This is a genomic window from Brasilonema sp. UFV-L1 (genome assembly GCF_012912105.1).
In the GTDB taxonomy this organism is placed as follows: Bacteria; Cyanobacteriota; Cyanobacteriia; order Cyanobacteriales; family Nostocaceae; genus Brasilonema.
Map to the genome: position 1 here is coordinate 29,693 of NZ_QMEA01000018.1, position 18,120 is coordinate 47,812.

Here is an 18,120-nt window from a genome sequence, read left to right on the forward strand (position 1 = left end):
GCATGACGCCCGACATTAACGCAGCACTGAATATTTCAGCTTTGGGGGTTTGCGTAAACAACCCAAAGTTTTGGGGATCGCTTGCTTGTTGGAAGGACAACACGCGTTTTTTCCGACAGGCGGTACTTTCTGAGACAAAGCCCCACTATACGCCGAAGGCGTTATACCAATTCTCCATGATAGCTTGCCCGTAAAGTGCCATAGATGCACTTTATTTTTAAAACGTAGACAAGGCAGCGGTGAGACAGCGCTGCAGGAGGAGCCAGTACGCCCAGGAGTGTCTCCCGACAGAGGTATCTGGCGTTGGTTTCAAGGGCAGAGGCGACTGCGAATCCGTTAGCGTTTGCGCAGCGCCCCTAAGAGGGGCTAGCGTGCCCGCAGGGCATAGGGCTTCCCGCAGGGTACCGCCAAGAACGCCTTAGACGCGCAGCGGCGTGCCGTAGGCTAGAACGCCAAGAAAAGAGCAAGAAGAGAGATTTAATTATTTAGTGCAAGTTTATAGAGAATCGGTATTAGTAATCGATCGTTTACTAACGATCATCACTCCCTAGTTCTAGTTGCCCATAGACGTTGATATTAAATGTAAATTGAATATTGATATAGTTTTCTGTATATGCTGTGGGAAAAGGAGCAAATGGTGCTGCTCGTTTCACAGCACTCAGTGCTGCCTCATCAGTCGTGCTAAATCCAGAACTTTGTGCAACTCGGAGATTACTTACCAAACCTGCTCGGCTGACAGTGAACACAAGCACTGTCCGCTGGGAAGATTGAGTTAGTCCGGGTATCCATTGCAGCTTCACTAGCTCCTGTAGTTGCTGCACATAAGCGCCAATATCTGCATCTTGACGCGCATCAATGCCTTGTGTTGCTGGATTAAGACGGTTAGAATTAGGTAAAGCTGCCAGATTATTGCTTCCTAAATCACGATTAGATACACGAATCGGACCGCCTAAACTGCTCGCTCTACCTACTTTTGAAGATGGTTGAACTCCAGACAGCTTTCGCGATGTAGTTGGCTGCTTTTGAGCAGGTGATTGTACTGCACTCCGCGTCTGTTCGGATACTGATGAGTTCATCCGATTCTCTAACTGTTCTGAAGAAGATTTTGCAGCAAGCCGCTCCCTATTTTCCCGACGAGTCAAAGGTACTGGCGGTGTAGTAGCAGAGGTAACAACCGTTTGCTGAGGTTTGAGTGCGAGTGGTTTGGTGGGTACAACTGCTGTTGGTGAAGGTTGCTGTTTTGGTAGTTTGGGTGTAGGTTTACTGATTGTTGGGGAGGGTTCGGCTTCTGATGCTGTAGCCTCAGGTGTCACCGTTGGTTGTCGCAGTTTGAATGCGAGTGGTTTAGTGGTGGGTTTACTGGCTGTTGGTGACGCTTGTGGTACTGATGCTGTAGCCTCAGGTGTCACCGTTGGTTGTCGCAGTTTGAATGCGAGTGGTTTAGTGGTGGGTTTACTGGCTGTTGGTGACGCTTGTGGTACTGATGCTGTAGCCTCAGGTGTCACCGTTGGTTGTCGCAGTTTGAATGCGAGTGGTTTAGTGGTGGGTTTAGTGGCTGTTGGCGAAACTTGTGGTTCTGGTGGTGTCGCCTCAGGTGTCACCGTTGGTTGTCGCAGTTTGAATGCGAGTGGTTTAGTGGTGGGTTTAGTGGCTGTTGGCGAAACTTGTGGTTCTGGTGGTGTCGCCTCAGGTGTCACCGTTGGTTGTCGCAGTTTGAATGCGAGTGGTTTAGTGGTGGGTTTAGTGGCTGTTGGCGAAGCTTGTGGTTCTGGTGGTATCGCCTCAGGTGTCACCGTTGGTTGTCGCAGTTTGAGTGTGAGTGGTTTGGTGGCTGTTGGCGAAGCTTCTGGTACTGGTGGTTGGAGTTTTGGTTTACTGGCTGTTGGCGAAGCTTCTGCAAGTGGTTTGGTAACAGGAACTATCGCAATTTTTTGGGGTTTGGGTTGTAGGTTTTGAGGAGGTGGATTTGATGATATTATTGCTTGCTGCGTCTGTTCTGGCTGAGATACTTCAGAAGGTGTAGAAGTATTAGAGGTTTTGGGTACAGTTGTTAATGCTGGCTTAGCATTAGAAATAGATCTTTCAGGTTTTGCTTTGCCACCTGCGACAGAATCAATAGCCGCCCGTCGTGAAGTTTTCGGGGGCGTGTTTGTCTTATTTGGAGGAACTTCAACGTACTCAATTGGTATTGGTTCGGAAAGCTCTTGTTTAGGTGCAAAAGCCCGAAGCCAATAATCACTTCCAAGAAATAGAACAGAGTGCAGCAGGATGGAAGTCACAAGATAAAAGACCAGATTTCCTGGGCGATCGCTTCTTGCGCGGCTCCCTTTATGAGTATCGGCTTCTAAGGTGTGACGGTCTGAGCCATCACTTCTGTTACTGTCTGATACATAAGACTTAGCCATATTATTGTGCTTTCTTAACAGCAGCCTCAACAAGTTTATTCAACAATGTTGGTGTCGTGACTGGCAAACATCAGCACTACTTGAGCTTGCTTTGTGGCAATCTTTGACTTGAAAGATTTACCATCTATATCAATTGATAGGATAGCGCAAATCAGCTGCCATTCCTTGTGGAATCATACCATCAATTTCAGTTCATTCGATTTCATTGGAATATTCGAGATAACGACATTTTTGTCAATAAGCATTATTGCTTAGATTTCGGATTTGATTCGCAAGACTTTCGTTCCCAGGCTGAAGCCTGGGAACGAGACATGAGAGGGCAAACTGTCTGCCAATTCGCCAACACAGTCGATACGTTCAAAGAATCGTTTTTGCTTATAGCGGGGAGTGTCAAAGGAAACGGATATTAGCTTGCTTAAAACGGTGCAAAGCTTCGCCCAAGCGATCGCAATCAGCAATCAAGCTAATTCGTACATACCCTTCACCTGCAACTCCAAAAGCATTACCTGGGGTAACTACGACTCCAGTTTGCTGTAACACCTTGAGAGCAAAATCTGTGGAACTCACACCAACAGGACAAGGAACCCACAAATACATTGTTGCTTTCGTTTTACTCAAATTCCAACCTAGTTCTGCTAAGCCTTGAATGAGAAAATCGCGGCGAGTACGGTAACGTTCTTGTACCTCGTGTAAATAATCATCGCTCAGTTGCAATGCGGTTTCTGCTGCGGTTTGCAATGCGGCAAAAATCCCATAATCCAAATTCGTTTTCAGTGTCCGTAAACCTTGAATGATATGGCGGTTACCAACGACAAAACCGACGCGCCAACCTGCCATATTATAAGTTTTGGAAAGAGTATGAAACTCAACGCCAATGTCTTTGGCACCAGGAATTTCTAATAAACTGGTTGGCTGATAGCCATCAAAAGCTAACTCGGCATAACACAAGTCATGTACGAGCATGATCTCATATTTACGAGCAAAGGCAACAATTTCTTCAAAAAATTCGCGGGGTGCAGTCGCTGCTGTCGGATTACTGGGATAATTAAAATAAAGAATCTTTGCGCTTTGGGCAACACTATCAGGAATGGCAGCTAAATCAATCAGCCAGTCATTCTCAGCTTTGAGAATTAAGCTGTGAACTTTGCCTCCAGCGATCACTGGACCACGAAAATGGGCGGGGTAGGCTGGAGTTGGTACTAAAATTAAGTCACCTGGATTAATGTAGGCGATCGCAAGATGTGCCAATCCTTCTTTAGAACCAAGCAGAGGTAATGCTTCACTATCTGGATCTAAATCGACTCCGTAACGACGATGATACCAGTTGGTAATCGCACGGCGGAAACTAGCTGTGCCTTCAAAAGGAGGATAGCCATGATTTGCTGGATTTTGTAAAGCTTTGATCGCCGCTTCTATCACTGGTTGCGGTGTTGCACCATCTGGGTTTCCCATGCCCAAATCAATCAAATCCAGCCCTTGCTCTCGTGCTTTAGCTTTGAGTTCATCTAGACGGGCAAATACGTAGGGCGGTAATTTCTGTACGCGTTCCGCTGGAGCCATCCAATCTGATATCATTGAAGGAATTATGAATTATAAATGACAAACTATTACAAACTATAAAAAACCACCAAATGAAGAGTCATCAATCGTCATCTACTCACAACTCATCATTTCTGTTGTTGTCTTGTGCATTTGATACGATTTAACAATCATTCACCCTCATTCACAACAGGTGTCAAACTTATATGATTGCGTCCTTCTACTGGCGCAGTCGTGGAAACCATAGCTGCCATTAACTGTTCGAGTGCAACTTGAAATGGAAGTCGGTGAATGTCAGAATGAGGAGCTAAGGCAATTTCCGCAGCTTTTTGTAATTCGTTTAAGGTTATGTCGCCCAAATCCAAATCACTCAATTTTTGGGGTAATCCGATCTCTGCATAAAATTTTAATAATTGTTGCCGTGCTGCTGCTGCTAGCTGATTGCCTTGTACGATTTCTTCTAAACGCAGTTGCACTAGAATACCATAGGCGACTTTTTCGCCGTGAATACTACCACCTTTACAAATGTGAGTTAAACCATTATGCACGGCATGAGCTGCTACGGTACGACACTGTGCGCCTCCTAATCCCCCAATGACTCCTGCTAAAAGAACTGTTGCATCTACGACTTGTTGCCAAACAACGCTTCCGGGTTCTTTAAGAGCAGCAACAGATTTTTGGAAAAGGATATCCCGCAAAACTCGTGCCTGTTGGACTGCTGCTATAATTAGGGTTTGTTCCGAGTGTCCGCTGCTGACTGAAGCTTCGTACCACTTGGCGATCGCATCTCCAATTCCTGCCACAAGTGTTCGTTGTGGTGCTGTTTTCATTAACTCATAATCGAGTATGAGTAAATCAGGACATTTTGCCAATGGAACATCATAAAGAAATGCTCCTTCATCAGAATACACATTCGACAGGGCAGTCCAAGCTGCACATGTTGCTGCTGAGGTAGGAATTGTGACGACTGGTAACTGCAATTGATGAGCAACGAGTTTAGCCGTATCCAGTGCTTTACCGCCACCAATACCAATAATGACATCAGCTTTATGCTCTTTCGTGGCTTTGTGTAAAGCTTTCAAACTCGCTTCACTACAATCAGGAGTGTAGAAGGCTTGGGCAATCTGTAACCGTTGATGCTTGAGAAGTGGTTGCAGACTTTCTTGAGTGACAGATTGAGTGTGTTCACCTGTGATCAGCAGAGGACGACTTCCCAACGAGGCGATCGCATCAGTTGCCTGTGCCAATATCTCCAACCCACGGAGAACCTTTGCTGGAGCCACCGAAAGAGTCAGTAACGGACTAGAGGTTTGAGTAGACAAAGTTTCAGTCGATTGATTAAACATACAACTTATTAATAAACTAACACTACCACTTTTAGATAATGTGTTGGAGAACCTTCTTCAAAAGCGCGAATGGGTGATGGCTAATTAGTTTATCATTCTGCCGTTTTAGTAAGTTTTGATTGTTTTGACCTGAGTCAGTATTTTTGCCAAGGTTTCCATCTTAACAAAAATTCCCAAATATTTGTATTGTTGAACACAAAAAATCACGACTTTTTCAATATGAGAATATTTTTTGAACCTGTCATAATATCTCTATGCTTCAGGCAATATCAGTAGTTTTATCAACTAGTGTAAAAAACTTTCATCTCCGTTGGAGGGGATATGACATCTACCAGTGATACCAGAGATACAACAGAAGAGATCGTACAAATACAAATAAGCAAGCCAGTCCTACGGGAAGGTTCCCAAGGTAGAGCAGTCGAAGAACTGCAAAACCTCTTATCATATTGGGGTGTTTACACAGGACCAGTCAATGGTGACTTTGCAGAACAGACTGAACAAGGAGTGAAAGATTTTCAGCGCCGAGTCTTTTTGCAAGAAGATGGGATTGTAGCAGAACTGACTTGGCGTGCGCTTTATGTCGGTGCGCCAGTAGATATGCCAGAACTCAGTAAAGGCTGTAGTGGTCAACATGTCAAGACAGTACAACGGGCTTTAAAATCAGCTCATGATTACATAGGATGGGTCGATGGTGATTTTGGAGACTTGACAGAGGCAGCTGTCACTAGTTTTCAACGGCGCTGTGAACTTCCAGTGACAGGTGTGGTGGATGAGGACACTTGGTACGCTTTAAGTAAGGTGTAGCAAAAAATAACTCAGTTTCAGGACTCAGAACTCAGCTTAAGCATCCTCATACCCCTTTGGGGAATTCACGCATTCGCAATCCGGAGAAATTCAAAAAAAAATTCTTATTTTTAGTGTTGAATTAATGATGCGTGAATTTTGAATGTTTGAGTCGCGAAGGAGGATTGTATTTTTTTGCCGTTTGTTATAGTTACGACTACTGAGTTTTGAGTTCTGATTTTTAAGAGGTCGTTTGTGGTAATTGAGCAAATTTGTCTTGGTAAATCTCGACACTCATTTGAGAATCTTCACGACTGGAGAGCGATCGCTTCACCTGACCTAGGTAAAGTGGTACAGAAACTCCTGGTTCTGGGTGTATAATAGTGCGTGCTCTAATATTCAACTGATTTTGCGTCATTGCACCCAAGCGACCATAGGAATACAAATTACTAGCTGCTTGACGCAGGGTAGCTTCTAATTCTGATGGAGTAATTTCGACTGGAATGGTGATGACTGCTTGAGTTGCTCCGTTGTCATAAACCAGACTATACCGTACTGCACCTGGAATGACAGTGCGAGACAAAGGGGCTAATGATAAAGCAAATAGACCACCGGTTACCACTAGCATAAAGCCAGCCGAACCAACAAGTCGAAAGCGAATGCCCCATTTAAAAACAAAACCCAAAATCGTCAAGACAGCAAATACTAACGTCGCAATACCCGACCACTGGGTATATTTGAGAAAGTCAGCAGGTGTAAGCATAGAGGTTAGGTACTAGGCGTGTTTTTTGAACTCGTTTTTGCTACACCTATTTTAATGAGTTATGTTCATCTTTATTTCGGTTAAACGGAGAAGGGGGGATTCGAACCCCCGTTAGGTTGCCCTAAAACGCATTTCGAGTGCGCCGCATTCAACCACTCTGCCACCTCTCCCTATTTATTTTTTAGCTGTATAGTATCGAATTGGATATCATTCGATAGCCCTAATTATTATAGCACGACATTTGATATATTGTATTTAAAAACTTTTTTATTGTTGGGGAACATACACCAACCCCAAAAAGTTTTTGATGGAGTCTTGGAGAAAAGTCAAGGATTTGGGTGGGTTGATAGTTTGACATTAGAAGCTATGGGAAGGCTCTTGAATGTAGTTGTTCTGATTCACAAAAGATGCAAAAGACCTTTAAACTGCATAAGTTGATTTTGGTAACATCTATGAAAAATACAGCAAGGAAAGCTATTTGTTGCTTAACTTCTGGCAAATGAAGTCATTTCTAAACTCAACAGCAGTACCAAACAGGGAAAGAAAAATATGTCTGAGACAACAACCTACTTACCACCACAAATCTTTCAATCTTGGATTTCTTCTTACGAAGAAGATGAAGAAGATGTCAGAGTTTATAGAACTGCAGAATTTCAATTTCCTCCTGCTAGGTTTCGGGAAAAATTAAACTTCAAAGAGAATGGAGAATTCATTCTGACTGTTCCTGCAGCCACTGATGGAGATCAAGAAATTTTGGGGACTTGGGAATCTAGCGTCAAAGATAAAATTCTCGTGCAATTTCCCAATTCAGAAATTGAGGGTTTTATCCTGCATATTATCTTAATTGAAGAGGAAATTTTAAAAGTTCGCCGATTTCCTATTGAACCATAAAAATACCCCACCCGCTCTACGGGCACCCTCCCCTTACCAAGGGGAGGGTTGGGGAGGGGTATTGCAAGAATTAGGGGTAATTTACCGCACATGATCTTATGACTAAACAGTAAACATGTCTTCTTCAGCCCAAGTGGGTACCATGTTCTTTGCGACAACGGTAAGAAAGGCATAATCTTGTCTGTTCATTCCTGGTGGTATATCTTTGGGAACTCCCATGAGGGTTTGCGTTTTAAAGACTGTTCCAGGTGCGAGGTCATAGAAGGGGAATTCAGGTTCAGTACAGCCTATGCAAGGCATTCCAGCACGGGTTTTTGAGGAAACGCGATTCCACAAGATACGGTTGCAGGAAGAATGGGTCATTGGACCGCGACAACCTAAGTCGTAGAATAAACATCCTTTGCGCTGACCAAATTCAGCAACGGATGCTTTGTAGGCAAAGTGGATGTTACGGGTACAGCCTGTTTGTGTAAAACTTTTGAAAAATGTTTGTGGGCGATGGAATTCATCAAGAGTTATATCAGTAAGACGTCCTGTGGCGATCGCCACTAATATTTGACTAATCCAATCAGGATGTGCAGGACATCCAGGAATATTGATAACTGGAAGCCCTGCTTTTGATACGTACTCTGTTCCTAAAAAACCACCTTTTTGCCGTTTGAGAAATTGCAATCCCTCTGACTCACTTGGATTAGGTGCAGTGGCGGGGATTCCTCCCCATGTCGCACAATCTCCCACTGCGACAACAAAGTTGGCAACTTTTGAAAGGTCAAGTAACCAATCTTTCATGGGACGTTCAGCAAACCGATTCCAGTGACCAGTCCCATTGGGGGCGTTAACTACTGTACCTTCAAATACTAAGATATCTAAAGGAATTTTGCCTGAAATACAATCCCACAAAAGTGCTTGTAAGTTTTCACCTAGTTCTAACCCTAAAGATGGATGCCAAAGAATTTTAATTCCAAAATCAGCAATTAAATCACAGACGGTAGGTTCTTCGGCATTCAGAAAAGATATGGTGTTACCTGAACAAGCACCACCTTGTAACCATAGTACGTTAGTCATCTGCTATGTCTTTTTATTGTCAGTAATGCGTAACTCTGATGATGAGTTTGGGAAAGTATAAACAGATACAGTTTGGTAAGAATGCTTTCCAACAAAATAGGCTTTGTACATATTCTAAGTACAAACTCTAACCCCTAATTCTGTTGAAATGAAATCGCCCTGTATTTACAAGTCACTTAGGAAGGGTAAAACCTGGCAAAACCGTGTAGAGGTTTTACCTATTCCTGTTTATTCATATTTCCTTTAATTATGATCTATTTTTGGATATTCATCTCTACGAAATCATCTATCTTGATGAAAATATGACACTAAAATCAAGCTCTCTCAGTCAGGAAAATGTTATGAAACTGACATGGACAAGAATGACAAAAAAGTAACGTTGACAAGATGAAAATATTCTGAGCAGCACTTAACATGAGTCAACTCGTATTTTCTCTTTACTAAGAGTAGAGTTTTTAAACTGTATCAGTAAGTCATTTATTCAATTATTTGAATAAATGACAAAGTATCATCAATGACAGACAAATCGTACATTCATTAACTTTCACCTGAGATAGAGTATTTTAAAAAAATATAAACTAGCAATTCATAGAGTATTTTGGCTTTACTATTAGGGTATTGCAACAAAAATAGAAGAAAAGTGCTTTTACAGTAGTTTGAAGTTAGATAGAAACAGATTGACTGTAGAGGCACAGAGTATTGTTGACTGGTGTTAATTGAAGCCAAAACCCTTTTCAAATCATGTTAAAATCTGGTTTCCAGATTCTACCTGGAAATGTCATCCAAGCGGCTCTGCTACGAGTAACGGAGGCAGCAGCCCTCGTAATGGGTATTCCCAGTCAGAGACTGGGAACAAGAGAATGAGGCAATAATTTTTTATAGAAAAATTTTTAGGTTTTTGCTATTGAGGAGAACACAAAATGACAGATTTACTGACAAGCTTAATAGTAGGTGATATTAATCTCATCACCGGATTGATATTGCTAGTAATAGCAACTCTTTTATCTGTTGTTGGTGGTGCTATTGGTGGCATGATGTTAGCTGGTAAGGAATTTGGTTATCAGTTTTCCGCCATGCTTGGTGGGTTATTAGCTCCTGCTGGTGTCATTCCAGTCGTGATTTTAGGACTCGTTATACTGAAGGTTCTCACAAATTAACTAGGAGGAATTATGTTTCAGCTTGGGTGGTTTTCTGCTCAGTTATTTTTCAAAGGTAAGTTAATACGTGACCCTGTGCATTTTGTACAACAAACTGCAATTGGTACTAGCATAGGCTCACTATTATTAGTGTTATTGGCATTTGTGAAACTACCCTTGTTATTATCAGTTGCAATTTCTAGCTTAGTCACAGGTACAATGATGCCATTTCTCCTAAAAGACTTCAAAATGAAGTAGCTTAGCCAAAATCAATGAACAATGAACAATGAACAGTTATCAATGAACAACGAGCAATGAGCAATGAACAATTATCAAATCGATAATTGATAACTGATAACTGATAACTGATAATTGATAATTGACAATTGATTGGTCACAAGTGCTGAGTCCTGAGTAAAACTTTAAGGAATCTATCCTGCGAATTGAACAATGACCGATGACACACTTGAAGAATTAGTCAAAGAAATCAGCCGTTATGAGGCAATTATTTCTGAATGGGATGAAACCCACAGGGGTGTCGTTGTAGGTCTAAAACGAGCTATTGAAACGTTGCATAAAGAAGCATTAACACGTTTAATTAAAACTGTGAAGCAAGAATCCATGCCAGCTCTACGTAGTGCTGTTAAAGACGAAGTTGTGTATGGAGTTTTGCTTTATCACGAACTCGTAAAGCCTCCTAAACCACCACTAGCGCAACGTATTCAGCAAGCGCTTGATGAAGTGCGTCCAGGTTTGAAAAGCCACAATGGCGATGTAGAATTAGTGAATATTAAACCACCGGATACAGTTGAAGTCAAATTAATTGGAGCTTGTGGTAATTGTCCAGCTTCAACTTTGACTTTATCTCAAGGAATTGAGCAAGCAATTAAGTCGTATTGTCCGGAAATTGTGAATGTGGTTGCGCTACATTGACGACGGTTGCATGAACAGCTGTCAACCTTAAGCCCTATGTCTGAAAAACATAGGGCTTAGCCAGTGTCAAATGAATTAACAGTACACAACCTACGCAGTACGAAAACGTGCCAACTCTTTACCTGTCTTGGCATCATGGGCGTGAACAGTACAAACCAGACACGAGTCAAACGATCGCGCCACATGACCCACTTCCACTGGATCAGTCGAGTCGTAAATCGGTGTCCCGACTAAAGCCTCTTCAATTGGTCCACGTATTCCTTCTGCGTCACGCGGTCCAATATTCCAAGTACTAGGTGCCATAATTTGGTAATTCTTAATCTTACCGCCCTCAATCTCTAACCAGTGACACAACGAACCTCGCGCTGCTTCTGTTGCACCCCAACCGCGTCCATCTTTTTCTTTGGGTTTGATATACCAAGGGTCATTAAGACGAAACTCGCGTAAGCAGCGTTCTGCTTGTCTATATAACTTGACAATTTCGTGAACTCGTGCAATCTGTCGTAGATGAATACTGGCACCACCCATTTGCCTGAATGCATCTAGGATAAACCCGTCGAAATGCTGCCAAGACTCTCCATGTTTACCACCCGCGACTAACTGACGTGCGAGTGGTCCTGCTTCCAAACGTCCTAAGTCTTTGTGACGGACAGCTGATGACCAAGAGTACCGTCCTTTGAAGTCTTTGGCATTATTTTGGCTGGGTTTTGTTGTGCGATCGTAAGGGTGAATATCTGATGTTAGTTCCTCATACCAGGAGTGAGTTGTATTTTCCCGGACGAAAGTCTGATCCATAAGAGTGTGGGTGTCGGTGAAACTGTCGTAAACTCCACTCTTCATAATCAAGGCAGAATTTCGTCCTTCTATTGTTGGCTTCTGGTATTTTGCTTCATGAGGTAAATATCCCCAACTGACATATCGACCTACACCAGCACCATATTTATCCAAACCAATATCTAAACCCATGCGCCAGTAAAAACCTAAGTCAGAATTGGCATGACTTGGGCTTTCATCTAGCCACACCATGAAGTCATTATAGGTCTTGATTTCTTCATAGCGTTCTAAAGAACAACCTAACCACACAGGTTCTAACCAATTGGTGCGGAAATATTCCAGAATTGACCACGCGCGGGTGACATCTGTTAAAGTTGGGGCACACATCACGCCACCAGGAACCATGTAGCTAGAATGGGGCCATTGACCACCAAATAAGGCGTAAATTTCTACAGGTTTGGCAGAAATTGTGATGCCAAGTTCGTAAGATTTACCAGTAAAAGCAGCAAAGCGTCTGCAAGCTTCTAGATAATAAGGGCTATACCGATACTTTTTATTAGTCAAATCTATTGCAAATAGACCATAAAAGTAGCGGGGTATGCTTTGGATTGATTCGACAATTTGACCTAAGTTTCTTGCCAAAATTGCATTACGCGGGACTTCTGTTCCCCAGGCGGTATCTAATGCCCAAGCTGCACTTGTCAGGTGAGAAGCACCACAAATACCGCAAACGCGAGGTGTGACGATTAATCCTGCTTGGGGGTCTTTCCCGCGTAGGATAACTTCAAATCCTCGAAAGAGTTCAGCATGTGTCCAAGCATTGACGACGTGTCCATCTTCTATTTCCACTCGGACATCTAAATCGCCTTCTACTCTCCCGACTGGGGATATGTCTAATGTTTGAATTCCCATTTGTTTTTTATCCTGTGTCATTTGTGCTTTGTGCTTTGAATGAATGCTAATGATTAATGACTACTCCCTTCTCGCCAGAAGAATACTTAAACGAACCGCAAAGACGCTTTAGCGTAGCGTGCGCCCTTGGCGCATAGGACACAAAGGAAGAAAAAAAGAAGATAAGTAATCTTAGACCACTCAAGGGAGTAATGACTAATGACTAAACTGTGAAAAAGTCATCTTCTGCCCAATGAGGCATTGTGTCTTTCGCCACGATTGAAAGTAAGGCATAATCTTTCTTGTTCACTCCTGTGGGCAAGTCTTTGGGAACCCCCATGATGGTTTGCGTCTTAAATACGGTTCCTGGCTTGAGGTCGTAGAAGGGAAATTCAGGTTCAGTACAACCTAAACAAGGCATTCCAGCGCGGGTTTTCGAGGAGACGCGGTTCCACAAAATGCGGTTGCAGGAGGAACGAGTCATTGGTCCGCGACAACCTAAGTCGTAGAACAAGCATCCTTTACGTTGACCAAATTCGCTTGTTGATGCTTTGTAAGCAAAGTGGATGTTGCGGGTACAACCTGTTTGGGTATAGGTGTTGAAGAAGGTTTGTGGACGATGCAACTCGTCAAGGACAATATCGCCAATTCTATTGGTGGCGATCGCCACTAATATCTGTGTCATCCAATCCGGATGGGCGGGACATCCAGGAATATTAATCACGGGTAATCCCGATTTTGTCCGAAAATCTTTTCCTAAAAAGCCTCCTTCTTTCCGTTTGAGAAATTGTAATCCTTGAGATTCACTGGGGTTAGGTGACATGGCGGGAATTCCTCCCCAACTTGCACAGTCTCCCACTGCGACTATATAGTTAGCAACTTGGGATAGATCGCTTAACCAGTCTTTCATAGGGCGTGAGGCAAAACGGTTCCATTCTCCAGTCCCGTTGGGTGCGTTGACAACTGTGCCTTCAAAGACCAAAATATCCAAGGAAATCTTGCCCAAAAGACATTCCCAAAGTTTTGTCTGCAAGTTTGTACCTATTTCCAGTCCTAAAGATGGATGCCAAAGGATGTTTATACCAAAGTCAGTCACCAAATCGCAAGCCGTGGGTTCTTCAGCGTTAAGAAATGACATGGTGTTGCCCGAACAAGCACCACCTTGCAGCCATAGTAAGTTAGTCATCACCTATCTTTTTTTCTATTGTTGACCAAAACTAAGGGTGTAGGGGTGTAGGGGTGTAGGGGTGTAGGGAGGAAGAGGGGATTTTCTTTTTAGTACACCTTACCCTGGAACAGAGGGGGACCCCGCCCCCACTAAATCTTTGATCTAGTGGTGACCCCAAGCCCCCACTAATCACATCCCTTATACCCTTACACCCGTGACCCCCCTAGTTCAGTGACTCTGCATGATTCAGGAAACGTGATTTGTAGCGCCTCAACTATATTTGTCATATCATGTATTTTTTTATTCAACTGTTTATTGTTTACATAAAGTTTTACTTGTTTGAATATAAATTTAGTCATTTTTTGAGCAAATGGTTAACCAATAACATTTTTATTTGATAATTAGAGATAAGATGATGCCAATATCTACAGCGCGTTGCACTGAAGTAAAATACAGTGCCTAGACCAAAAAGCCAGACTCTAAGCCCTTTTTACACCAATTTGAAAAAAGAATGCGACACATACACATTCCCAAACCCAAGTTTCGTCTCGGCTTTCTTCATTTTGAATTTTGAATTTTGAATTTTGAATTGGTATTACTTCTGTCCCTTGTGCGTGCCCTCTGGGCATATTCTGACTCCTGCTGTATGTTCTAAAATCTTAATTATATTTCTGATCAGGTTTCATTTTGTCAATCAACTATCCATGACATAAAATCAAGATTTTGACAATCGTTTCGTCATTGAAATCTGAGAGAATTCTCAATGTAATTTCAAAAAAACTTATATAAATAAATAACAAAAAAGTCTATTTTTTTCAAGTCATGTGTTCTATATTAAAAGAGAAGAGACATAGTAAATTAAAGGAGTATTTATCAGTTTTCCAGCAAAAGTACTGAACGCTTAACATCGCCCTTACCCGCTTTTCTCTTCAAGCCTCTGATTTCAAGGGAACTCAAGCGCCTAATTTTGCCAAGAGGGGATTTACCGGGACACAACTCATCATCTGCGTAAATAAGCTTGGTTGGTACAGCCCAAAGACACAAGGAATATGCGTTTTGAGGGTGTGCGGACTTGAAAGACTCAATTCTCCAACCTGCGATAGGAAGATGGTAATGACCCCCAGCATGACAGATTCAGCTGTGAAGGTGGCAATGGATATTATTGCTTCATCTCCAGCAACAACGCAAGAAAAAATCGAGATGCTGCTTGAAATGGCGCAGGGCTTTCAGAAAAAGCCAAAAACTGCCCAAGATTTATGGAATGCAGTTTCGCTATGTCACCAAGCATATGATTTGTGTGATGAGGATAACTTGTTGTGGCAAGCTAGGGCAAAGGTAGGAATCGCAGTTGCTTTAAAGGCTATTCCTGATATTGGGGAACAACTGTTGTTAGAAGCAAAAGAACGATTAGAAGAAGCGCTACCGATTTTGCAACAGACACTTGTTTCACCAGAAGAAATCGCAGAAGCCCAAATGAATTTTGGGTTAGTCTTGCAGTCGCTTGTTCCATTTCATTTGGCGCGAATGACGGATAGTATCCAAGCTTATCAGAAAGCTTTGCAAGTCTTTACCTGGCAGAAGTACCCGCAGGAATATGCGATTTTACACAACAATATTGCAATTGCTTACCTCTCGACGCCCTTGACATCACAAAGAGAAGATTTGCGTCAAGGGTTAGCAGTGCAGACATTTGAGGAAGCGCTGAAGCATATTGAATTGATCAGCCATCCCAGGGAATATGCGATGTTGCAGAATAATCTGGGTAATGCTTTGCAATATCTACCGAGTTCTCATCCTTTGGAGAATATTGTGCGGGCGATCGCCGCTTACAACGAAGCGTTAAAAGTGCGTAACTCCAAAGATACGCCTCTGGAATACGCCAACACAATTTCTAACAAAGCCAACGCCTTATTGAACTTACCGGATGAACCGGAAAAACCGGAAGCCGGGAATCTCAAAAATCTCTTGCAAGCGCGTGCTTATTATCAAGAAGCTTGGGAAATTTTCACTCAGCATGGACAAATAGAACAAGCGCAAGTTGTGGCACAGGTTTTGCAAGAAGTTGAGACAGAAATCGGTAATGCTTAGTGGTTTTTAAATACAAACAACCACTCTCAAGAAACACAGGGGTGTAGGGGTGTAAGGGAAAACATGTTTATTTCATTCGTAACGGGTTGCAACGCCCCCCGTTAAGTGCTGACAAGCAACAAATAACAATTTTTATTCTTGAGATGATAATGACAGACCTTTTGACAAATCCTATTTTAAGAGATTTCTTCACAAGCTTCATGGCTGGTGACTTGAATCTGATGACAGGATTTGTGTGGTTTTTACTAGCAACAGCCTTATCTATGATTGGCGGTGCAATTGGCGGAATCATTTTAGCTAAAGAAGATTTAGGCTATCAGTTAGCTGCACTTCTTGGTGGATTTTTTGGTCCGGCTGGCGTCATTCCTGGAGTTGTCTTAGGGCTAATCATCTTGAATGTGTTGAGAAATTTCTAGGAGGAATCATGTTAGAGATAGGATGGTTCACTGCTAGACTATTTTTTCAAGGAAAGCTACTGCGCGATCCGATGCAGTTTGTCAAGCAAACTGCAATTGGTATTAGCATAACTGTACTTATATTGTTCTTACTTGCACAAGTTCAAGTGAGTCTTTGGATACCAGTTGTCGTCTCTAGCTTTCTGACTGGTCTAGTTATGCCATTTCTACATAAAGACCTCAAATTAAAATAAGTTATGAGCTTTATTAGTCTTAAAATAAATTTAAGACTCAAAGCTAAAACTTGTTTGAACTGAGTCCGCCAAGGATGATACCATTTTGGATTTTAGATAATGGAATTGGGAATTGCTTTGTGTGTCTGAGTTCTGTCAATCCATTTGTCGCAATCATTTTTAAAATTGGTGTTAAAAACCCCTGGCTGATAGTGTAAGTTCTCGCGCATACGACTAAATATCTGCTCATCAGATTTTCAGTCCATTTTAATGGACTTAATCTATTAGCCTGGAACTTTAGTTCTAGGCGGGGAAACTGGTTAATAAGTTTCAACTAACTTAAGCTTTTACCTTCAGAAATATTTGAGGCTTATCAAAGCAGTATTTCTTGATTCAAAATTCACTCATGAACACAGCAACTAAAATGACTATCACACCAAAAGATGCAACAGAAGCGGCAAAAGTTTCCCAACTTTTACCTTTTTTGCCTCAAGGTGCAGAAGTTATTTTAGGAAAGACTTTTGAGGTGAGTCAACTAGTAACACCTGTTGTACCCAGCAGTAGAGAAATGTTTGGTCCTCGTGGTGCTTGTTTAATATCTGAAAGTGGACCATTGTGGGTATCAGACACAGGACATCATCGTTTATTAGGATGGCGAAATTGTCCGACTCAAGATAGTCAACCTGCTGATTGGGTGATTGGACAACCAGACTTTAACCATGAAGGACAAAATGCCAAAGGTAGTCCTGGAAGGACTACATTAAGTGTCCCAACTGGAATCTGTGCTTGTGGTGAAGGTTTAGCAGTTGCAGATGCTTGGAATCATCGGGTTTTGATTTGGAAAAATTTGCCAGAAGATAGCAATGTTCCAGCAGATTTTGTATTAGGTCAAACCTATTTCACTGACAATGAACCAAACAGAGGAACTCAACAAGCAGCAGCAAATACTTTGAACTGGTGTTACGGAGTTTTCTATCATCAAGGAAAGCTATTTGTTGCTGATACAGGAAACCGTCGGGTTTTAATTTGGCATCAATTACCTGAAGAAAATGGTCAGCCGGCTGATGTTGTTTTGGGACAACCTTATATGATGTCCCGCGATGAAAATGGCGGCGGTACTCCTTCAGTATCGAGTATGCGTTGGTGTCATGATATCACTGTTTGGGGAGAAAATTTAGTTGTCACTGATGCGGGTAATAACCGCGTGATGATTTGGCAGGGTATACCAACAGAAAACAATACTCCTTGTGCAGTGGTATTAGGACAGAAAAACTTTGATTCAGTTGAAATGAATCAAGGAGTTTATTTTCCTAGTGCTAATAGTTTGAGTATGCCTTATGGTGTTGCTGCTGCTGACGAGTGGTTGTTCGTTACAGATACAGCTAATTCAAGAATTTTAGCCTGGAAAAAGCCAGAATCTATTCTGTCTTTGCACGGAAGCGAAAGTCATGCAGTTGCTGGACAAAGAGACTTTAAAAGTAAAGGTGAAAATCGTGATTTTGGTCTACCGAAACGAGATAGTTTGAATTGGTCGTATGGAATAAAAGTGTGTGGAAACACTGCGGTTATAGCAGATTCAGGAAATAATCGAGTCTTAGTTTGGAAGATAACTACGAAAGAACGGGCTGTGCCCTTGCACTCTACAGCAACTCCTGAATTAGAACACAGAAGAAGTTTTCTCAGGTAAACAGTCTCCAAAAGGATTGTACA

The 18,120-nt window shown here is 42.2% G+C and carries 16 protein-coding genes and 1 tRNA gene; 9 read left to right on the forward strand and 8 right to left on the reverse strand.

Annotation, left to right across the window (positions count from 1 at the left end; all coding sequences use genetic code 11):
* Positions 1-530: 530 nt before the first annotated feature.
* The 3 genes from DP117_RS08185 to DP117_RS08195 all read right to left on the reverse strand — a co-directional run bounded on the left by DP117_RS08185 (position 531) and on the right by DP117_RS08195 (position 5,290).
* Complete coding sequence (locus DP117_RS08185; protein WP_169217823.1) at positions 531-2,405, reverse strand: TonB family protein; 1,875 nt, start codon at positions 2,403-2,405, stop codon at positions 531-533.
* A gap of 390 nt (positions 2,406-2,795) precedes the next feature.
* Complete coding sequence (locus tag DP117_RS08190; protein WP_169217824.1) at positions 2,796-3,980, reverse strand: aspartate aminotransferase; 1,185 nt, start codon at positions 3,978-3,980, stop codon at positions 2,796-2,798.
* Between the two features lie 134 nt (positions 3,981-4,114).
* On the reverse strand, positions 4,115-5,290 hold the full coding sequence (locus tag DP117_RS08195) for an iron-containing alcohol dehydrogenase family protein (RefSeq protein ID WP_169217825.1): 1,176 nt from the start codon (positions 5,288-5,290) through the stop codon (positions 4,115-4,117).
* A gap of 321 nt (positions 5,291-5,611) precedes the next feature.
* On the opposite strand from DP117_RS08195, the gene DP117_RS08200 reads away from it, so the two are divergent.
* Entirely contained in the window at positions 5,612-6,094 is a 483-nt protein-coding gene (locus DP117_RS08200; RefSeq protein ID WP_169217826.1) for a peptidoglycan-binding protein, read from the forward strand.
* 220 nt (positions 6,095-6,314) lie between these two features.
* Here the strand turns inward: DP117_RS08200 and DP117_RS08205 are convergent, their stop codons facing one another.
* Both DP117_RS08205 and DP117_RS08210 read right to left on the reverse strand, forming a co-directional pair.
* Positions 6,315-6,836 carry a Ycf51 family protein gene (locus DP117_RS08205; RefSeq protein ID WP_169217827.1) on the reverse strand — a complete coding sequence of 174 codons (522 nt, stop codon included), beginning with the start codon at positions 6,834-6,836 and terminating at the stop codon, positions 6,315-6,317.
* Between the two features lie 85 nt (positions 6,837-6,921).
* Positions 6,922-7,006 (reverse strand) — tRNA-Ser (locus DP117_RS08210).
* A 379-nt stretch (positions 7,007-7,385) separates the two neighbouring features.
* Here DP117_RS08210 and DP117_RS08215 point away from each other — a divergent pair.
* Positions 7,386-7,727, forward strand: a complete 342-nt coding sequence (locus DP117_RS08215; protein ID WP_169217828.1) for a hypothetical protein — start codon at positions 7,386-7,388, stop codon at positions 7,725-7,727.
* Positions 7,728-7,829: 102 nt separating this feature from the next.
* On the opposite strand, the gene DP117_RS08220 is transcribed toward DP117_RS08215, so the two are convergent.
* Entirely contained in the window at positions 7,830-8,792 is a 963-nt protein-coding gene (locus DP117_RS08220; protein ID WP_169217829.1) for a hydrogenase small subunit, read from the reverse strand.
* Between the two features lie 920 nt (positions 8,793-9,712).
* Between DP117_RS08220 and DP117_RS08225 the strand changes: the two genes are divergently transcribed.
* The 3 genes from DP117_RS08225 (at position 9,713) to DP117_RS08235 (ending at position 10,861) form a co-directional block, all read left to right on the forward strand.
* Positions 9,713-9,949 carry a hypothetical protein gene (locus tag DP117_RS08225; protein ID WP_169217830.1) on the forward strand — a complete coding sequence of 79 codons (237 nt, stop codon included), beginning with the start codon at positions 9,713-9,715 and terminating at the stop codon, positions 9,947-9,949.
* Positions 9,950-9,961: 12 nt separating this feature from the next.
* Positions 9,962-10,186, forward strand: a complete 225-nt coding sequence (locus DP117_RS08230) for a hypothetical protein (protein WP_169217831.1) — start codon at positions 9,962-9,964, stop codon at positions 10,184-10,186.
* A gap of 192 nt (positions 10,187-10,378) precedes the next feature.
* Complete coding sequence (locus DP117_RS08235; protein WP_169217832.1) at positions 10,379-10,861, forward strand: NifU family protein; 483 nt, start codon at positions 10,379-10,381, stop codon at positions 10,859-10,861.
* 90 nt (positions 10,862-10,951) lie between these two features.
* Here DP117_RS08235 and DP117_RS08240 read toward each other — a convergent pair whose 3' ends face one another.
* Positions 10,952-12,547, reverse strand: a complete 1,596-nt coding sequence (locus DP117_RS08240; RefSeq protein ID WP_169217856.1) for a nickel-dependent hydrogenase large subunit — start codon at positions 12,545-12,547, stop codon at positions 10,952-10,954.
* 202 nt (positions 12,548-12,749) lie between these two features.
* On the reverse strand, positions 12,750-13,712 hold the full coding sequence (locus DP117_RS08245) for a hydrogenase small subunit (RefSeq protein WP_169217833.1): 963 nt from the start codon (positions 13,710-13,712) through the stop codon (positions 12,750-12,752).
* Positions 13,713-14,807: 1,095 nt separating this feature from the next.
* Here DP117_RS08245 and DP117_RS08250 point away from each other — a divergent pair.
* The 4 genes from DP117_RS08250 (at position 14,808) to DP117_RS08265 (ending at position 18,097) form a co-directional block, all read left to right on the forward strand.
* The gene (locus tag DP117_RS08250) at positions 14,808-15,782 is read left to right on the forward strand and encodes a hypothetical protein (RefSeq protein WP_169217834.1); all 975 of its coding nucleotides are present in this window, start codon (positions 14,808-14,810) and stop codon (positions 15,780-15,782) included.
* A gap of 149 nt (positions 15,783-15,931) precedes the next feature.
* Positions 15,932-16,198 (forward strand): hypothetical protein, encoded by a 267-nt coding sequence (locus tag DP117_RS08255; RefSeq protein ID WP_169217835.1) that lies wholly within the window; start codon positions 15,932-15,934, stop codon positions 16,196-16,198.
* Between the two features lie 8 nt (positions 16,199-16,206).
* Complete coding sequence (locus DP117_RS08260) at positions 16,207-16,431, forward strand: hypothetical protein (RefSeq protein WP_169217836.1); 225 nt, start codon at positions 16,207-16,209, stop codon at positions 16,429-16,431.
* Between the two features lie 385 nt (positions 16,432-16,816).
* Positions 16,817-18,097 carry a hypothetical protein gene (locus tag DP117_RS08265; protein ID WP_248277585.1) on the forward strand — a complete coding sequence of 427 codons (1,281 nt, stop codon included), beginning with the start codon at positions 16,817-16,819 and terminating at the stop codon, positions 18,095-18,097.
* Positions 18,098-18,120 lie beyond the last annotated feature (23 nt).